Here is a 13,844-nt window from a genome sequence, read left to right as displayed (position 1 = left end):
AGCCATGCCCTGGTATAGAGCAGGCACGGTCGCGATCACGGCTGGCCAAACGACGGTGACCGGTACCGGCACCAACTTCTCAGCGAATGCCCGGGTGGGCGATGCACTGCTAGGCCCGGATGGAAACTGGTATGAGGTGACCAACATTGCCAGCACCACGGTGCTGAGCATCTTGCCCGCCTACAAGGGCACCACAATCAGCGGAGGCACCTACGCCATCACGCCGGTCCAGGGCTACACCAAGACCTTGGCTGACAAGTTCAACGATATCGCGAACCAGTGGGGCTCGACCCTGGCCGGCCTTGGCTCGGTGTCGACCGAGAACGTCGTCCCGGTTGCCAAGGGCGGCACCGGCGGCACGACGCAATCGACAGCGCGAAACGGTCTGGGCCTGAAATCGGCCGCAGTGGCCGATATTGTCGGCACGGTAAGCCAAAGCGGTGGGGTGCCGACCGGGGCCATCCTGGAGCAGATAAGCAATGCCAACGGCAACGCCGCCAAGTACGCCAACGGAACTCTCATCTGCTGGGCGAACATAGACGCTACGATCACTTGCACTGCCACCGGCTCGATTTATCGAGATCTGGCGCCAGTTGGCGGAACTTGGACATTCCCTGTTGCCTTTATCGTTCGCCCGCAAGTCATGTTTATGGGGCTAGCGCAGGGTGTTTGGACAACGACGGCGTCTACCAATCCCGTACCCACTAATACCCAGGCGGGATTTGTGGCGTTTTCAACGGTGGCGCTTAGCGGCGCAAGTCTTAAAGTAGAAGCCATTGCAATTGGAAGGTGGTACTAATGATCATCAAGCTATCCCCAGTTCGATCCGACATGTCTCTTACCGTAGTTAAGGCAGGTGATCGACTCGAAATCAACGGCGTTTCGCTGGACTTCTCGCGCCTTGCCGACGGCTCGACGTTGCCAGCCGAAGCGATCAGCAGCTCATTCATTGTTGCGCCTGTTGAGCGTGTGAATGGAGGCCTGGTCGTAACCTTGATGCTTCCGCACGCTGCCGACGCTCCGGAGAGCGCACGTTTCCCGATCGATATCCGCGACCCAGCCGATGGTCGTGTGCCTTTGCCTGGGCTGGAATGGGTTGATCCGCTTGTATCGACGGCGGGAGTCATCGACTGGTCCCAGGAGATCACAGCAGAGGTCAAGGCCGAGGTGGCCGCTGAGCAGCATCTCGCCCAGGTCGTGGCTGAGGCCGCAAGCCGCCGCGCTATGGCTGACAGCGCGATCGCTCCGCTGCAGGACGCCGTAGACCTTGGCGAAGCCACTGAAGCCGATACCGCCTTGTTGACTGCCTGGAAGCGCTACCGCGTGGCGCTGATCCGCCTGCCAGACCAACCGGGCTACCCCGACGAGATCACCTGGCCTGCACCGCCTGCCTGATCCAACTGAACGAAACCGACCGGCCCAGAGCCGGTATTTTTTTGCCTGGAGAAAACCCATGCCGATAACCGAGCAGCAGTTGCTGCAGATCATGCCCAAGGCCCGGCCAGTGGTCGGAGCCTTCCTGCCCGCGCTGAATCGGGCTATGACGCGCTGGCGCATCAACACTCTGGTCCGTCAGGCCGCCTTCCTGGCCCAGATCGGGCACGAGTCTGGCCAGTTGCGCAGCCTGGTGGAGAACCTCAACTACAGCGCCGAGTCGCTGGTGCGGACCTGGCCCTCGAGGTTCACCAGTCAGACCGCCCCCGGTTACGCCCGACAGCCGGAGAAGATCGCCAACAAGGTGTACGGCGGGCGCATGGGCAACGGTTCGGAGGCCTCCGGTGATGGTTGGCGGTTCCGTGGACGCGGCCTGCTGCAGGTCACCGGGCGCGACAACTACCGCGAGGTCGGCGCCGGCCTGGGCCTGCCGCTGGAGGCTGAGCCGGAACTGCTCGAGCAAGCCGAGCAGGCTGCCCAGTCCGCCGCCTGGTGGTGGGCGAAGCGCGGGCTGAACGAGATGGCCGACGCCGGCCGGATACGCGACATCGGCAGCATCATCAACACCGGGCAGCCCGGAAAGACGCCGCACGGTGCCGCCGATCGCCTGGCGCTGTATGACCTGGCCTTGCGGGTGCTGGCGTGAGCGCTTGGGCATTGCGAGCCATCGGTGCCGGCCTGCTGGTCCTGCTGGGCATGGCTGTTGGCACCTGGGCCACGACTGGCCATTTCCGCCCGCTGCTCGATGACCAGCAGGATCAGGCCGCAACCTGCAAAGCCGCCCGGGACAACCTCGCCGGGCTAGCGCAGGAGCAGGGCAAGGCCCTTGGCGACCTGACCCTGGCCGCGAACGCTCGCCAGGCCAGGGCAGAGCAAGCGGTAGCCGAGGCGAAGGCCAGCGCCCAGGGCGACTACGCCGCGGCAAATCGCTTGCAGCAGGAGCGCACCGGTGGCGAACAGTGCGCCGCTGCCACGGCCATCATCGACAAGGAGCTGGGGCTATGAGCCTGGGGCTGAACTCGCGTTCCTGCAGGAGCGGAATAGGGTGGTTTCGATCTGCAAGCCACGTAATCCGTGGCGTTGCCTGTGGGAGCGGGCTGGTGCTGACCCTGGGCCTAGCCGGGTGCGCCGGCAAGGTAGAGCCGCAGATCCAGTACGTGCGCGTCGAGGTCCCGGTGCAGGTGCCGTGCCGTGCGCCTGAAGTGGCGACGCCATCCTGGGCTGCCGCCGACCTGCGCAAGAGCGACAGCCTGGAAGTGAAAGTGCGGGCGCTGCTCGCTGAGCGGCGGCAGCGGATCGGGTACGAGAAGCAGCTGAAGGCCGCAGTGAGAGCGTGTCGCTAAATAGGCAGTATCAGCTCTCGCCCTTGGTTCCGGACGTTACCCACGGCTGTGCCCACCCGGTACCACTCGAATGCCTCCGCCGGTTCGCCCAGGTTCAGCGCCATCTGTTCGGCATGTTCCTTCGACGTGTCTAGAGACATCCATTCTCTGGACAGCTCTGGCGACAGCACAACAGGCCGGCGGTCGTGCACATCGACCAGCCCGCCCAGAGCATCTGCGGTGATAATGACGAAGCCGTCGTGCTCGTTGCCTGAAAACTGGCCGATCGACGCGCACAGGGCAGGGCGACCGTCCCGGCGCCGAATGTAGTACGGCTGCTTCTTCGGCCCGCCTTCATCGACCCACTCGTACCACCCGTCCACGGGCGTGATTGCTCGACTCGGCCAGATCGCCCGGAAGAACGGCCCGTGCGCCACTTTCTCGACACGGGCGTTGATCGGCGCCGCTCGATCGGTCGCCCAATGCGGCCGCCATCCCCACCTCACCAGGTCCGCCCTCGGGCCTGCGTCATCTACCCGGAACACGGCGACCTGTGTTGTCGGCGCGACGTTGTAGCGATCCAGGGCCTGGTCGCCCACGTTGTTCCTCCAGGCCTCTGGCAGGCTGAGCGTCTCGACGAAGTCGTGTATGCCTCGGTACTGACTCAATCTTCCGCACATTCCCATCCCTCCTGCTCGAGCAGAAAGAATAGCCCGCCAAGCGGTACTGGCCTGCGCATCCGTTTGGGTGTTCAAATACTGTATCGATATACAGTATTGGTGCCACATGTACTTTCTGCTCGTTCGCCGCCGTGAGCGCGGCATCGCCATCCCCAATGAAAAGCTTGCAAAGACCAAGCCTCTGCGTGCTGACGTGCACATAGAGTACGGTCATAGCAAAGTGCTGGGTCGCCCGTGCATCGAGGCCTGTGTCTTCAATCCTACGCCGAGCGGCGACATCATCCCGCCTCTGCACGATGCTTGCGTGAATGGAATGGCCACACTCGGGATGAACATCACCGGATTAGAGGAAGTCGACGGCGTGCTCTACGCGCAATCCTGGTGGTGCCGTGCAGCGGGAATTTACGATGACTGACCTGCCGCGCGCCTGGCTCGACGAGCTCAACGATCAGTTCGCTCTGGTTTGCGATCCGGACGGGCGCGCCGCCGTGTTGTCCGAAATGGCCAAGGCGGCACATCGTCGTCGGGAAGTATGTGAGGGTGAGCTGATCGACATGCTGGAGCTCGCCGAAGCGGCTCGGTTGTGGGCGTTGGTCGAGCATGAAAACGAAGGGGGAGAGTGACGCCTACCAGGGCTGGAGGCGGGCCGGCAGAACGCCGGATGGGGGGAGTTACGCTTGGGCCAATTCTTGGGCCAATGCCTGCGTTTTGGAGCGTCGAGGAGAGGTTGAAACCCCCGAAAACACTGCACTCTACGCCGCTCAAAACCGCGAAAATAATCGCATGGTGATATTGGCGGTGGAGATCAAAGCGCTTACCTAGTCAGTAACTTACGCGGCTGGAGGGTCAGCGATCCTGAGCGTTTCCAGCGCGCTCCAGTCGGAGCTTGAGTTGAGCCAACAGGCGTGCGTCGACAGCAGCATGTGCATGCTGTGACCCAGCTGTTGGGCGATGAATGCGGGGGTTGAGGCCGGACATTGCGCGTATTGTCGCATAGGTGCGGCGGCAGTTGTACGGGGGCGCTAAATCCGATGCCAAGGCCCCTGATGAGCGGGGCCGGCATTCAGCACCGCGAGTCGCCACGGTGCTGGGTTCGGGCTGGCGGCGGTTCTAGCCGCGAAGGTGCTCCAGCCGAGCACGTCCAGCCTCTGTGATCGAATGTTCTCCCTGGTCGCTGATCCGATAACGCCCGGATGCCATTTGCGTTATCGAGAACCTTACCAGTCCACTTTGAGCCAGGGCCTGGCCCACTTCGAAGCTCATTGCGCGCTCCAGGTCGAACACTTTTATCTCGCCGATCTTGAAGCGGTAGAACGCAATCAAAGCCAGATCCAGCGCTTCCTGACTTGTTGCTTGAACACGTTGCATTTGACCTCCCAGGTCGTGAATGGCCGGGTCCGTGGGCTTGCAGGCAAGGCACCAGGCAGTACGTTCGAGGCGCACCGTACTATGGCCTGCCGCGGATCGGTACTGGCTTTGCATCCACGCTGGATGGGCGGACAGGGGGGCATGACTCGTCGACAGGGCATCAGCCAGCCCTTTGTCCTGTGGTAGATTCCGCCCATCAACGAGGAGGACAGGCATGAAGCGTTTTGCAGTGTTGGCCCTGGCGACGGCGATGATCTACGGCTGCTCCGACGAAGGCCCGTGGGAAGGCCCCGCAGGCACGAAGATGGGCCTCAAGCGCGAGCAGGTCGAGCGGCATGCCATCTTGCAGAAGGTCGGCACCAACAATGTAGGGGCCTTGATCTATACGTCCAAACAGGCGCCGAAGCTCGACGCCCAGGCCGATGGCTACAACTACGTGTTCAGCAAGGATGACGAGCTGTGCCTGGTACAGATGCGCTTCGACCGGTCGAATCGTGCCAGTGGGGCGCTGCTGGACGACTTGAAGACCCGGTATGGCATGCCGGACCAGGATGACCGGGTCGCCCGAGGTGTGGTCTGGTCGTCCAGTGCGTTCAAGTTGAGCGACGACATTGCCGAGATCAGCAGCGAATTCACCGGACGAGAGCCGCGTGCCGCCTTGGTCAGTTTCTCGTTCGTCAATTTCGACACCTGCAAGGCCACCGAGTGACGCCTCGCCCATGCCGATGATGCCAGGGTAGTCAGTACCCTGGCGGGCCATGGATAATCCCGGCCTTCATCGGCAAGGTATTGCAATTGTGGAAACGAAAAGCGTGATGGCTGAGGTGTTCTTCAGCCTGCCCCTGCACATCTGGGTATTACCGTTGGCGGCGGTGATCGCCTTCTTTGGCTTGAAGATGGCGGACGCGTCGCTCGAACGGCAGAACGTGCTGCGAATGGCCACCTATGGCGCACTGCTGGCGTTGGCGCTGGTGCCCAACGGTGTCTACGCGATCTTCCCGCCAAGTCCTGATCCGGTCGCGCCCGGACAGGCACTGCCCAACTACCAAGGCCTGTTCTACCTCGATGCCTTTTTCGTATTCGCAGGTTGGGCGATCAGTGCAGTGATCCGTAGTCGGTAATGGGCGCTTTCTGAGAACTCGCTCCAACTTTATACAACGGATCTTTTCAAGCTGCAGATAACCAGGCCAAGCCAGGGAACTTTTCCCATGGCCATCGTCTACAGTGCAGGGGATCCACCCTCACGGAAGGAAGCAGTTATGGCCAAGTCTCGCGCTATCGTGATTGCAGTGACTTCGTTTGCTTTGGCTGTCGGCCCATGCCTAGGCTTTGCCGATCCGGACAACGGGAAGGGGCAAGGCCAAGGGCATGGCAAGAACCAGGTCCAGCACGCCCAGGGCAACAGCCACTCCGGCGGTGGCAGCAAGGGGGGCGGCAACCCGGGTGGCGGTCACAAAGGGGGTGGCGGCTACGACGATGATTACCACGGCGATCATTACCGTGGCCCCTCCATCGACCGTGGCGATGTGTTGGGCATATTGAGCGGCTACCGGAACTACTGGAGCCCTGGGCCAGCCCTGCCGCCGGGCATCCAGAAGAACCTGGCACGTGGCAAGCCGCTCCCTCCGGGCATTGCCAAGAAGCTCGACGGCAGGTTGCTCGGCCATCTCCCTCACTACGACGGCTACGAGTGGATGCAGGCCGGCGCGGACCTGCTCCTGGTCGCGGTAGCGACCGGCATCATCTACGAGGTGCTCGACGGCGCGTTCCGCTAAGCCAAGACGCAGTCTCCAGAGGCGACGGACCTTTTGCAGCTATCGCAGGTCCAGAAGCAGGAAGCCCGGAACAGTGCACCCAACAGGCTTCCTGCTGCCCTTGTTGTGCAACATTGGAAGACAAGCCAATGCCTGAAAGAGAAAAGCGTTACCGTGCCTACCACCTGTTGAGGGAGCTCGACGCGTTGACCTCCTCGACCATGAACCAGGTCGCCTACGGCCGCGTTGGCGGCCCCGAATGGAAAGGGATGTGCCAGGCCCATCGCAAGGCATTCGAAGAGTGGATGACCTTCGCCGAATCGCTACTTGAGCCAGGCTGCGAAAAAACACCCGATACCTGACTCCCCATAGCTGGCTCATGCCGATTGTCCGATTGTGCCCGCCATTGCGCGCAATGCGGTTGCGTGCCCGTGTGCTTCCGCTATGGTGCCTCTACCAACACATATAAGACTAAAGTCGTAGGAGGCGGCATGAAAATTCGTGGAGACGTGTTCTGGTCGTGGGCAGACCCCACCCTTCATCATCGCGGGCACGACGAGACCCTCGATTGTGGTACCTGCATCGACGTGCAGGTGAGGTTGTCCCGTACCGGTGCCACGCAGATGTTCATTGGTGTCTACGCACCCTCGGGCATGGCCTTGCATGAAGAAGCATTCGACTCCCGCCCTGGCGAGTCGATGACCCGGGCACTGGCCTGGGGCGTCGGGCGGGCCAGGAAGGTGGCTGGCGAGCCGGCCCTGCAATCGTGCCGCCGTACTGCCAGGCCCAGCGTCGTGGCGGCTTGCGCGGGGCGTTGAGCGTCGACGGCTGCGCGGGCAAGAAAGCGGATGCGCAGAAGGGCTACCGGGCGTAGAGTGCCGGCATCCGTTTTCTCGTTCGAGGCTCATCGATGTCCAGTGCCTTCACCCTCATGCAATCACCTGTAGGCACCTTGACGCTGGTCGCGCGCGGCGACTGCCTGGCGGCGGTGCTGTGGGAACAGGAGCGGGAGAACCGCGTGCGCCTGGGTGAGCTGCGCCGCAGCGACACCCACCCGACCTTGACGGAAACGGCGCGCCAACTGGGTGAGTACTTCGCCGGCCAACGCCAGCGTTTCGAATTGCCATTGGATTTTCACGGCACCGATTTCCAGCGCCAAGTCTGGGCGGCGCTGCTGACCATTCCCTTCGGTGAAACCCGTAGCTACAGCGAAATCGCCCGGCAGATCGGCAAGCCCAGCGCCGTACGGGCAGTAGGGGCCGCCAATGGACGCAACCCGATATCGATCATCGCCCCTTGTCACAGGGTGATCGGTGCTTCGGGCAGCCTGACCGGCTTTGCCGGTGGTCTGCAGGCCAAGCAATACCTGCTCGCCCTCGAGGGCCGCCAGAGCTTGGCGCTCGGTTTTTGATGCCAGGCTTCTCAACCCAGCCAATACAGCAACAGGCAACCCACCACCGCCAGCACCGAGCCCACCGCAAGGCTGTATTGGCGGCGTGAGCGCCGGGCGTATCGCTCTACCTTGCGCAGGTATTCCCCCGGCCTCGGGGCATCGGGCCGGTGCCGCAGGCCTTCGGCGATATCCGCCAGGCGGCCCTGGATCAACAGGCCGGTGAGGTAATAGGTACAGGCGTAGCTGACCAGGGCCGTGAGCAAGTACTTCATTGCCTCAGGCCTTGCAGTTGCAGGGTGCAGGGGGGCATGTCGTCCATCCATGGGAAGCGAAAGCCCGAGCATACCCCGCGGGAGCGGCGTTGTGTCGCGAATGTTCGAAGCGAACCGCGACCTGCAGGGTCGGGGCGGCGTGTGCCATGCTGTCCAGTACCGGCATCATCGTGACGGTACAGGTAAGAGCGGTACGCATGACGCACTTCCATTCCAAGCCTGCCGTCGGCGCCGCAGCAGAGGATCGATGCAATGAACCGTTTTCGGCGGGTAGCCGCCAATACCCGGGGTCGCGACCTGGCCGTGGGCGATATCCATGGGCATTTCGCGCGTCTACAGCAATGCCTGGACACCCTGGGTTTCGATCCGGCGGTCGATCGGCTGTTCAGTGTCGGCGACCTGGTCGACCGAGGCCCGGACAGCGCCCAGGCGCTGGAATGGCTGGCACAGCCTTGGTTTCACGCGGTGCAAGGCAACCATGAGGCCCTGGCCATCGCCCACCTGCGCGGTGGGCGGGTCGAGCTGGAGATGTACCGTGCCGCGGGCGGGGCCTGGTTTCTCGACCTGCCCGAGGCCGACCAGCTGCGCTACGTCGAAGGGTTCGCCCGGATGCCGCTGGGCATGGAAGTACAGACCCCTGCCGGCTTGGTGGGGCTGCTGCATGCCGACAGCCCGTTTCCTGACTGGCCGACCCTGCGCAGGAGGCTGGAGGCAGCGGACGATCCGGATGTACGGGAGGTCTGCCAATGGTCACGGCGTCGCCTGCGCGAAGGCGATACGGCGCCGGTCGCCGGCCTGCGTGCCTTGCTGGTGGGGCACACACCGGTGGTGCAGGCCAAGCGCTTGGGCAACGTCTGGCACTTGGATACCGGCGGCTGGGCCAAGGGCTTCTTCAGCGTCATGGACCTGCATACCCTGGCATTGGTCAGCCCCATGCCAGGTGCATGAGCACAACGCTGGCCAGGAGTATCAGCATGGCGCCCGAGGCGCGCTCCAGCCAGGGCAGAGCGCGGGCGAACCGACGCAGCACACGGCGGTTGCCGATGGCCATGGCCACCAGCAAGTCCCAGGCTGCCACGACGGTGAACATCCACGCGCCATAGGCGATCTTCCAGGCACTGCTGGTGGCGGCGACCATGCTCGCCAGGCTGGCATAGAACAGGGCGTTCTTCGGGTTGAGCATGCCGGAGAGGAAACCTTGGGCAAAGCTGTGCAGCCAGCCGCACGAGGGTTGGACGAGGCCGTTGTCGCTGGCCGCGAGGCTGCTGTGCCCGGCGTGACGCAAGAACAGGCCACCGATGTAAAACAGATAGGCACAGCCGGCCAGTTGCAGGGTGACGAACAACGTGCTGCCCTCGCGCAGGATCGAGACGCCAGCGAAGGCGACGACGATGAACAGTCCATTGGCCAGGGCGATACCCAGGCAGGCGCCGCTGGCCACCCGCCAACCGGCGTTGACCGAGGTGCGGGCTACCAGGAAGAAGTCGGGGCCAGGGGAGAGCAGAGCGAGGAAGTGGGCGGCGGCGACCATCAAGAATTGCTCCATGGGGCTGGGCTTCTGCAGTGGGGGAAGCCGCAGTCTGTTCGTCGGGTGCTCCTATGTATTGAAGAAAATTGCAGGCTGCATGGCCCAATCGCGGGACGAGCCCTACAGAGCACCCCATAACCACTTGATTTTGCGGCCCATTGTGGGAGCGGGCTTGTCCCGCGATTGGGCCCGACGTGATATCGCCGTCGCCCGGGCCAGTGCACCACCCGTTACGCGGCCCCGCTGCGATAACGCCCTGGCGTCACGCCTGCATGGGCCTTGAACACCCGCTGGAAATGGGCTTGGTCGGCGAACCCCAGCTCATAGGCGACCTCCGCCAGCGCCATGCCTTGGCTGAGCAGGCGACGGGCGCGATTGACGCGGGCGTTGAGCAGGTAGGCATGGGGCGTGAGCCCAGTGGCGGCGCGCAATGTCCGGATCAGCTGGTAACGGCCGAGGCCCGCCTGGGCGGCCAGCTGGCCCAGGCTCATTTCAGCCGAACCCTGCGCCTCGATCCTCTCAAGCAGCTCACGCAACGCCGGTACCTCCAGGGTCGGCACCGGCGCCGCATCGAGGGTGTCATGGGCGGCAAGATCGAGGTCGCCGATGAATGCCACCAGTGCCGCTTCCTTTTCCGTGGGTCCCGCCCCGGAAAACAACAGTTCATTGAGCTGGCAGAACCGGCGGTACACCGAAGCTGACCGGCTGATTCGCGCCGGTGCCCCGGGCTCACTGGCCGCTACCCCAGCCTCCAACCGCAGCTGCTGCAGCCATTGAGCATCCAGATGCAGCATCTGGTAGCTCCAGGCTTGGCCCGGCAGTGGGTTACAGGCATGCACCCGCTGCGCCGGAACCAACACCAGGGTGCCAGGCGTCAGCCGTTCATGGCCTTCGCCAGCGCCGGTGAAATCGCTCAGGCCGCTATCTACCGCCCCAATGGAAAACGTTGGGTGACTGTGGGCTTTGTAGCAGGCCCGGCTATGGCAGGCGCGGCGGCTTTCCACGAACGGCAGCGCCGGGTCACGCCAGATTTCGCTGTGTGGACGGGTCATGCAAAGCCTGCCTTGCCGGATACCAAGGTACGCAGTCTAAACGCTGGCCACTGTTACGGCCATTTCCCTTGTGACTGTGCTTGACGCCACCCGCTCGGCGGCGCGAGGCTTTCGCGTCCTGATGGAGAAGAATAATGGACCTGTCGAGCCTGCTGCTGTTCATCCCCGCCTGCTTCGCCCTGAACATGGCGCCGGGCCCTAACAACCTGTTGTCGCTGCACAACGCCAGCCGTTATGGCCTGCGCACCGCCTGCGTGGCCGGTGGCGGGCGCATCCTGGCCTTCAGCGGCATGATCGCCTTGGCGGCCATGGGCCTGGCGGTGGTGCTGCACACGAGCGAATACCTGTTCCTGGCGATCAAGGTGGTGGGCGCCGCGTATCTGTTCTACATCGCCTGGCAGTTGTGGCGTGCGCCGGTGGGGGAAGCCGTGGTGAGCACCGATCACCCGCGGGGCACCTGGCGGTTGGCGCGACAAGAGTTCTGGGTGGCCGCGGGCAACCCTAAAGCGATTCTCATCTTCACAGCCTTCCTGCCGCAGTTCGTCTCGGTGGGCAGCCCTACGCCCGTGGCCGAGCAGTTCCTCTGGCTGGGCGTGCTGTTCCTGCTCCTGGAGTGGGCGGCGATCGCCATCTATGCGGGCCTTGGCGCCTATCTGCAGCGCTGGTTCAGCCGCCCTGGGCCGCGCCGGTTGTTCAACCGCGTCAGTGCCTCGCTGCTCGGGTGTGCGGGGCTGGGCCTGCTGGCGGCGCGGCGCTGAGGGTCAATCGCGGTAGAAGGTCTGCACCAGGTGGTAACCGAACTTGGTCTTGATCGGCCCATGCACCACGCGCAAGGCCTTCTTGAAGATCACCTGGTCGATGGCGCCCACCAGTTGGCCGGGGCGTACCTCGCCCAAGTCACCGCCGCGCTTGCCCGAGGGGCAGGTCGAAAATTTCTTTGCCAGTACATCGAAGGCTTCGCCCTTGGCGAGGCGTTGCTTGAGCTGTTCGGCTTCGGCAGCGGTCTTGACCAGGATGTGACGGGCTTGGGCTTTCATGGGACCACCTGTGCTTCGGGCAAAAAAGGGCGCCATTATGCCTGATCGCGCAGCTCCGCGCGGTCTCTGAATTGCGCCAGCGCCTCAGGGTTGGCCAGGGCATCGGTGTTCTTCACCGGCAGGCCGTGCACCACGTTGCGGATGGCCAGTTCAACCAGCTTGCCGCTGATGGTGCGGGGAATGTCCGTGACCTGGGCGATGACGGCGGGTACGTGGCGCGGCGTGGTGTATTGGCGGATCACCTGGCGGATACGCTGGCGCAAGGCATCGTCCAACTGCAGGCCATCGCGCAGGCGCACGAACAGCACCACCCGCACGTCGTTGTGCCAGTCCTGGCCGATGGCGACGCTTTCCACGACCTCCTCGACCTTTTCCACCTGGCGGTAGATCTCCACCGTACCGATGCGTACGCCGCCGGGGTTGAGCACCGCATCGGAACGGCCGTGGATGACCAGGCCGCCTTCGGCGTGCTCCTCGGCGTAGTCGCCTTGGGCCCAGACGCCGGGGTACTGGCTGAAATAGGCGTCGTGGTAGCGGCTGCCGTCAGCGTCGCCCCAGAAGCCCACCGGCATGCAGGGAAAGTTGCGGGTACATACCAGCTCGCCTTTTTCGCCGATCACCGGTCGACCGGCCTCGTTCCACACCTCCACGGCCATGCCCAGGCCCTTGCACTGGATCTGGCCGCGACGCACCGGCAATACCGGGTTGCCGAGCACGAAGCAGGAGACGATATCGGTGCCGCCGGACATCGAGGCCAGGCACAGGTCCGGCTTGAACTTGTCGTAGACGTAGTCGTAGCTGTGGGGCGAGAGCGGCGAGCCGGTGGACATGATCAGGCGCAGGTGGTCGAGGCGATGGCTGCTGGCGGGCACGATGCCTTCCTGCTCCAGGGCTGCCAGGTACTTGGCGCTGGTCCCGAAGGCGTGGATACCTTCGGCGTCGATCAGGTCGAGCAGACGCTCGGGCCCAGGGTAGAACGGTGAGCCATCGTACAGCACCAGGGTGGCGCCGACGGCCAGGCCGCTGGCCAGCCAGTTCCACATCATCCAGCCGCAGGTGGTGTAGTAGAACAGCACGTCGTTGGCCTTCAAGTCGTTGTGCAGGCCATGTTCCTTCATGTGTTGCAGCAGCACACCACCGGCGCGATGGACGATGCACTTGGGCACGCCCGTGGTGCCGCTGGAGTAGAGGATGTACAGCGGGTGGTCGAAGGGCAGCCCTGCGAAGTGCGGCTCACCCCCCGGCTGATAGAAGTCGTCCCACAGGCTGACCCGTTGCGCGGCGAATTCGTCGGCGCGAGTATGCGGGCGGGTGTAGGGCACGACCAACAGGTGCTCCAGGTTGGGCAACTGGGCCGTGACCTGGTTGATCTTCTCCACCTGATCGATGGCCTTGCCGGCGTACTGGTAGCCTGCGCAGGCGATCAGCAGCTTGGGCGTGATCTGGCCGAAACGGTCGATGATGCCGTGCAGGCCGAACTCGGGCGACGAGCTGGACCAGATCGCGCCGAGGCTGGCGCAGGCCAGCATGGTCACCAGGGTTTCCCAGGTGTTGGGCATGACCGAGGCGACCCGGTCACCTGCCTGGATACCGAGACCTTGCAGAGCCTTCTGCATGCCGGCGACATGGGCCGCCAGTTGCGCATGGGTCAAGGCCTGGCGCTGGCCATCCTCGCGCACGGCGATCACGGCTGGACGGTCGTCGCGGCGCTGCAGCAGGTGTTCGGCGTAGTTCAGGGTGGCACCGGGGAACCAGTGCGCATCGGGCATGCGCGGGCCCTCGTCGAGTACCTGGGAGGGCGGGGTGTGCCATTGGACCTGAAAATATTCGGCAAGGGCCTGCCAGAAGGCCGGGCGTTGTTCGACGCTCCAGCGGTGCAGGGCGGCGTAGTCGTCGAGCTGGAGGTTGAACCGCAAATTGACCCGGCGGCGGAAGGCGTCCATGCGGCTGGCCTGGACCTGCGCCGTGGAGGGGCGCCAGAGCACATCGTTCATGCCGAAACCT

Annotated in this window: 21 protein-coding genes and 2 pseudogenes; 15 read left to right on the top strand and 8 right to left on the bottom strand. The window is 63.8% G+C overall.

Annotation, left to right across the window (positions count from 1 at the left end; translation table 11 throughout):
• Positions 1 to 4 precede the first annotated feature (4 nt).
• The 5 genes from K8374_RS12785 to K8374_RS12765 all read left to right on the top strand — a co-directional run bounded on the left by K8374_RS12785 (position 5) and on the right by K8374_RS12765 (position 2,777).
• On the top strand, positions 5 to 799 hold the full coding sequence (locus K8374_RS12785; protein ID WP_224455860.1) for a phage tail protein: 795 nt from the start codon (positions 5 to 7) through the stop codon (positions 797 to 799).
• On the top strand, positions 799 to 1,395 hold the full coding sequence (locus K8374_RS26325) for a tail fiber assembly protein (protein WP_318010846.1): 597 nt from the start codon (positions 799 to 801) through the stop codon (positions 1,393 to 1,395). Before K8374_RS12785 ends, K8374_RS26325 begins: the two co-directional genes overlap by 1 nt.
• Before the next feature lie 58 nt (positions 1,396 to 1,453).
• A complete protein-coding gene (locus tag K8374_RS12775) occupies positions 1,454 to 2,080 on the top strand; it encodes a glycoside hydrolase family 19 protein (RefSeq protein ID WP_224455859.1) in 627 nt (208 codons plus the stop codon).
• Positions 2,077 to 2,439 (top strand): hypothetical protein, encoded by a 363-nt coding sequence (locus K8374_RS12770; RefSeq protein ID WP_224455858.1) that lies wholly within the window; start codon positions 2,077 to 2,079, stop codon positions 2,437 to 2,439. Before K8374_RS12775 ends, K8374_RS12770 begins: the two co-directional genes overlap by 4 nt.
• A 92-nt stretch (positions 2,440 to 2,531) precedes the next feature.
• On the top strand, positions 2,532 to 2,777 hold the full coding sequence (locus tag K8374_RS12765; protein WP_318010865.1) for a hypothetical protein: 246 nt from the start codon (positions 2,532 to 2,534) through the stop codon (positions 2,775 to 2,777).
• Here the strand turns inward: K8374_RS12765 and K8374_RS12760 are convergent.
• A complete protein-coding gene (locus K8374_RS12760; RefSeq protein WP_224455857.1) occupies positions 2,774 to 3,436 on the bottom strand; it encodes an SOS response-associated peptidase in 663 nt (220 codons plus the stop codon). The two genes, K8374_RS12765 and K8374_RS12760, sit on opposite strands and share 4 nt — an antisense overlap.
• A 106-nt stretch (positions 3,437 to 3,542) precedes the next feature.
• Between K8374_RS12760 and K8374_RS12755 the strand changes: the two genes are divergently transcribed.
• A complete protein-coding gene (locus K8374_RS12755; protein WP_224455856.1) occupies positions 3,543 to 3,851 on the top strand; it encodes a hypothetical protein in 309 nt (102 codons plus the stop codon).
• Positions 3,844 to 4,041 (top strand): annotated as a pseudogene (locus K8374_RS12750) (hypothetical protein); the annotation flags it as partial. The gene K8374_RS12755 and the pseudogene K8374_RS12750, both read left to right, overlap by 8 nt.
• 225 nt (positions 4,042 to 4,266) lie before the next feature.
• Here the strand turns inward: K8374_RS12750 and K8374_RS12745 are convergent.
• Both K8374_RS12745 and K8374_RS12740 read right to left on the bottom strand, forming a co-directional pair.
• Positions 4,267 to 4,456 (bottom strand): annotated as a pseudogene (locus K8374_RS12745) (site-specific integrase); the annotation flags it as partial.
• Positions 4,457 to 4,546: 90 nt separating this feature from the next.
• Positions 4,547 to 4,804, bottom strand: coding sequence for a hypothetical protein (locus tag K8374_RS12740; RefSeq protein ID WP_084857913.1), 258 nt, complete (start codon positions 4,802 to 4,804; stop codon positions 4,547 to 4,549).
• A 214-nt stretch (positions 4,805 to 5,018) separates the two neighbouring features.
• Here K8374_RS12740 and K8374_RS12735 point away from each other — a divergent pair, with 214 nt between their 5' ends.
• From K8374_RS12735 to K8374_RS12710, 6 genes are all read left to right on the top strand, one after another.
• Complete coding sequence (locus K8374_RS12735) at positions 5,019 to 5,513, top strand: hypothetical protein (protein WP_224455855.1); 495 nt, start codon at positions 5,019 to 5,021, stop codon at positions 5,511 to 5,513.
• Between the two features lie 115 nt (positions 5,514 to 5,628).
• Positions 5,629 to 5,925, top strand: a complete 297-nt coding sequence (locus K8374_RS12730; protein ID WP_224459320.1) for a hypothetical protein — start codon at positions 5,629 to 5,631, stop codon at positions 5,923 to 5,925.
• A gap of 138 nt (positions 5,926 to 6,063) precedes the next feature.
• Complete coding sequence (locus tag K8374_RS12725) at positions 6,064 to 6,579, top strand: anti-virulence regulator CigR family protein (protein ID WP_224455854.1); 516 nt, start codon at positions 6,064 to 6,066, stop codon at positions 6,577 to 6,579.
• Positions 6,580 to 6,707: 128 nt separating this feature from the next.
• A complete protein-coding gene (locus K8374_RS12720; RefSeq protein ID WP_224455853.1) occupies positions 6,708 to 6,920 on the top strand; it encodes a hypothetical protein in 213 nt (70 codons plus the stop codon).
• Between the two features lie 129 nt (positions 6,921 to 7,049).
• Positions 7,050 to 7,376, top strand: a complete 327-nt coding sequence (locus tag K8374_RS12715; protein ID WP_084857721.1) for a hypothetical protein — start codon at positions 7,050 to 7,052, stop codon at positions 7,374 to 7,376.
• 92 nt (positions 7,377 to 7,468) lie between these two features.
• Entirely contained in the window at positions 7,469 to 7,969 is a 501-nt protein-coding gene (locus K8374_RS12710) for a methylated-DNA--[protein]-cysteine S-methyltransferase (RefSeq protein ID WP_224455852.1), read from the top strand.
• An 11-nt stretch (positions 7,970 to 7,980) separates the two neighbouring features.
• On the opposite strand, the gene K8374_RS12705 is transcribed toward K8374_RS12710, so the two are convergent.
• Positions 7,981 to 8,223 carry a hypothetical protein gene (locus K8374_RS12705; RefSeq protein WP_224455851.1) on the bottom strand — a complete coding sequence of 81 codons (243 nt, stop codon included), beginning with the start codon at positions 8,221 to 8,223 and terminating at the stop codon, positions 7,981 to 7,983.
• Between the two features lie 252 nt (positions 8,224 to 8,475).
• Here K8374_RS12705 and K8374_RS12700 point away from each other — a divergent pair, with 252 nt between their 5' ends.
• Positions 8,476 to 9,171: a metallophosphoesterase gene (locus K8374_RS12700; protein WP_224455850.1), complete on the top strand. Its 696-nt coding sequence runs from the start codon at positions 8,476 to 8,478 to the stop codon at positions 9,169 to 9,171.
• Here K8374_RS12700 and K8374_RS12695 read toward each other — a convergent pair.
• Both K8374_RS12695 and K8374_RS12690 read right to left on the bottom strand, forming a co-directional pair.
• The gene (locus K8374_RS12695; RefSeq protein WP_224455849.1) at positions 9,149 to 9,769 is read right to left on the bottom strand and encodes a LysE family translocator; all 621 of its coding nucleotides are present in this window, start codon (positions 9,767 to 9,769) and stop codon (positions 9,149 to 9,151) included. The two genes, K8374_RS12700 and K8374_RS12695, sit on opposite strands and share 23 nt — an antisense overlap.
• 212 nt (positions 9,770 to 9,981) lie before the next feature.
• The gene (locus tag K8374_RS12690; RefSeq protein WP_224455848.1) at positions 9,982 to 10,803 is read right to left on the bottom strand and encodes a helix-turn-helix transcriptional regulator; all 822 of its coding nucleotides are present in this window, start codon (positions 10,801 to 10,803) and stop codon (positions 9,982 to 9,984) included.
• A 134-nt stretch (positions 10,804 to 10,937) separates the two neighbouring features.
• Here K8374_RS12690 and K8374_RS12685 point away from each other — a divergent pair, with 134 nt between their 5' ends.
• Positions 10,938 to 11,561: a LysE family translocator gene (locus K8374_RS12685; RefSeq protein ID WP_224455847.1), complete on the top strand. Its 624-nt coding sequence runs from the start codon at positions 10,938 to 10,940 to the stop codon at positions 11,559 to 11,561.
• Between the two features lie 3 nt (positions 11,562 to 11,564).
• On the opposite strand, the gene K8374_RS12680 is transcribed toward K8374_RS12685, so the two are convergent.
• Complete coding sequence (locus K8374_RS12680; RefSeq protein WP_084857735.1) at positions 11,565 to 11,840, bottom strand: peptidylprolyl isomerase; 276 nt, start codon at positions 11,838 to 11,840, stop codon at positions 11,565 to 11,567.
• A gap of 35 nt (positions 11,841 to 11,875) precedes the next feature.
• The gene (locus K8374_RS12675; protein WP_224455846.1) at positions 11,876 to 13,834 is read right to left on the bottom strand and encodes an acetoacetate--CoA ligase; all 1,959 of its coding nucleotides are present in this window, start codon (positions 13,832 to 13,834) and stop codon (positions 11,876 to 11,878) included.
• Positions 13,835 to 13,844 lie beyond the last annotated feature (10 nt).

Origin of the sequence: Pseudomonas sp. p1(2021b), from assembly GCF_020151015.1 — a bacterium.
Lineage (GTDB): Bacteria > Pseudomonadota > Gammaproteobacteria > Pseudomonadales > Pseudomonadaceae > Aquipseudomonas > Aquipseudomonas putida_K.
Note: the sequence above shows the minus strand (reverse complement) of the source record. Positions and strands in the feature narration are given on the sequence as shown.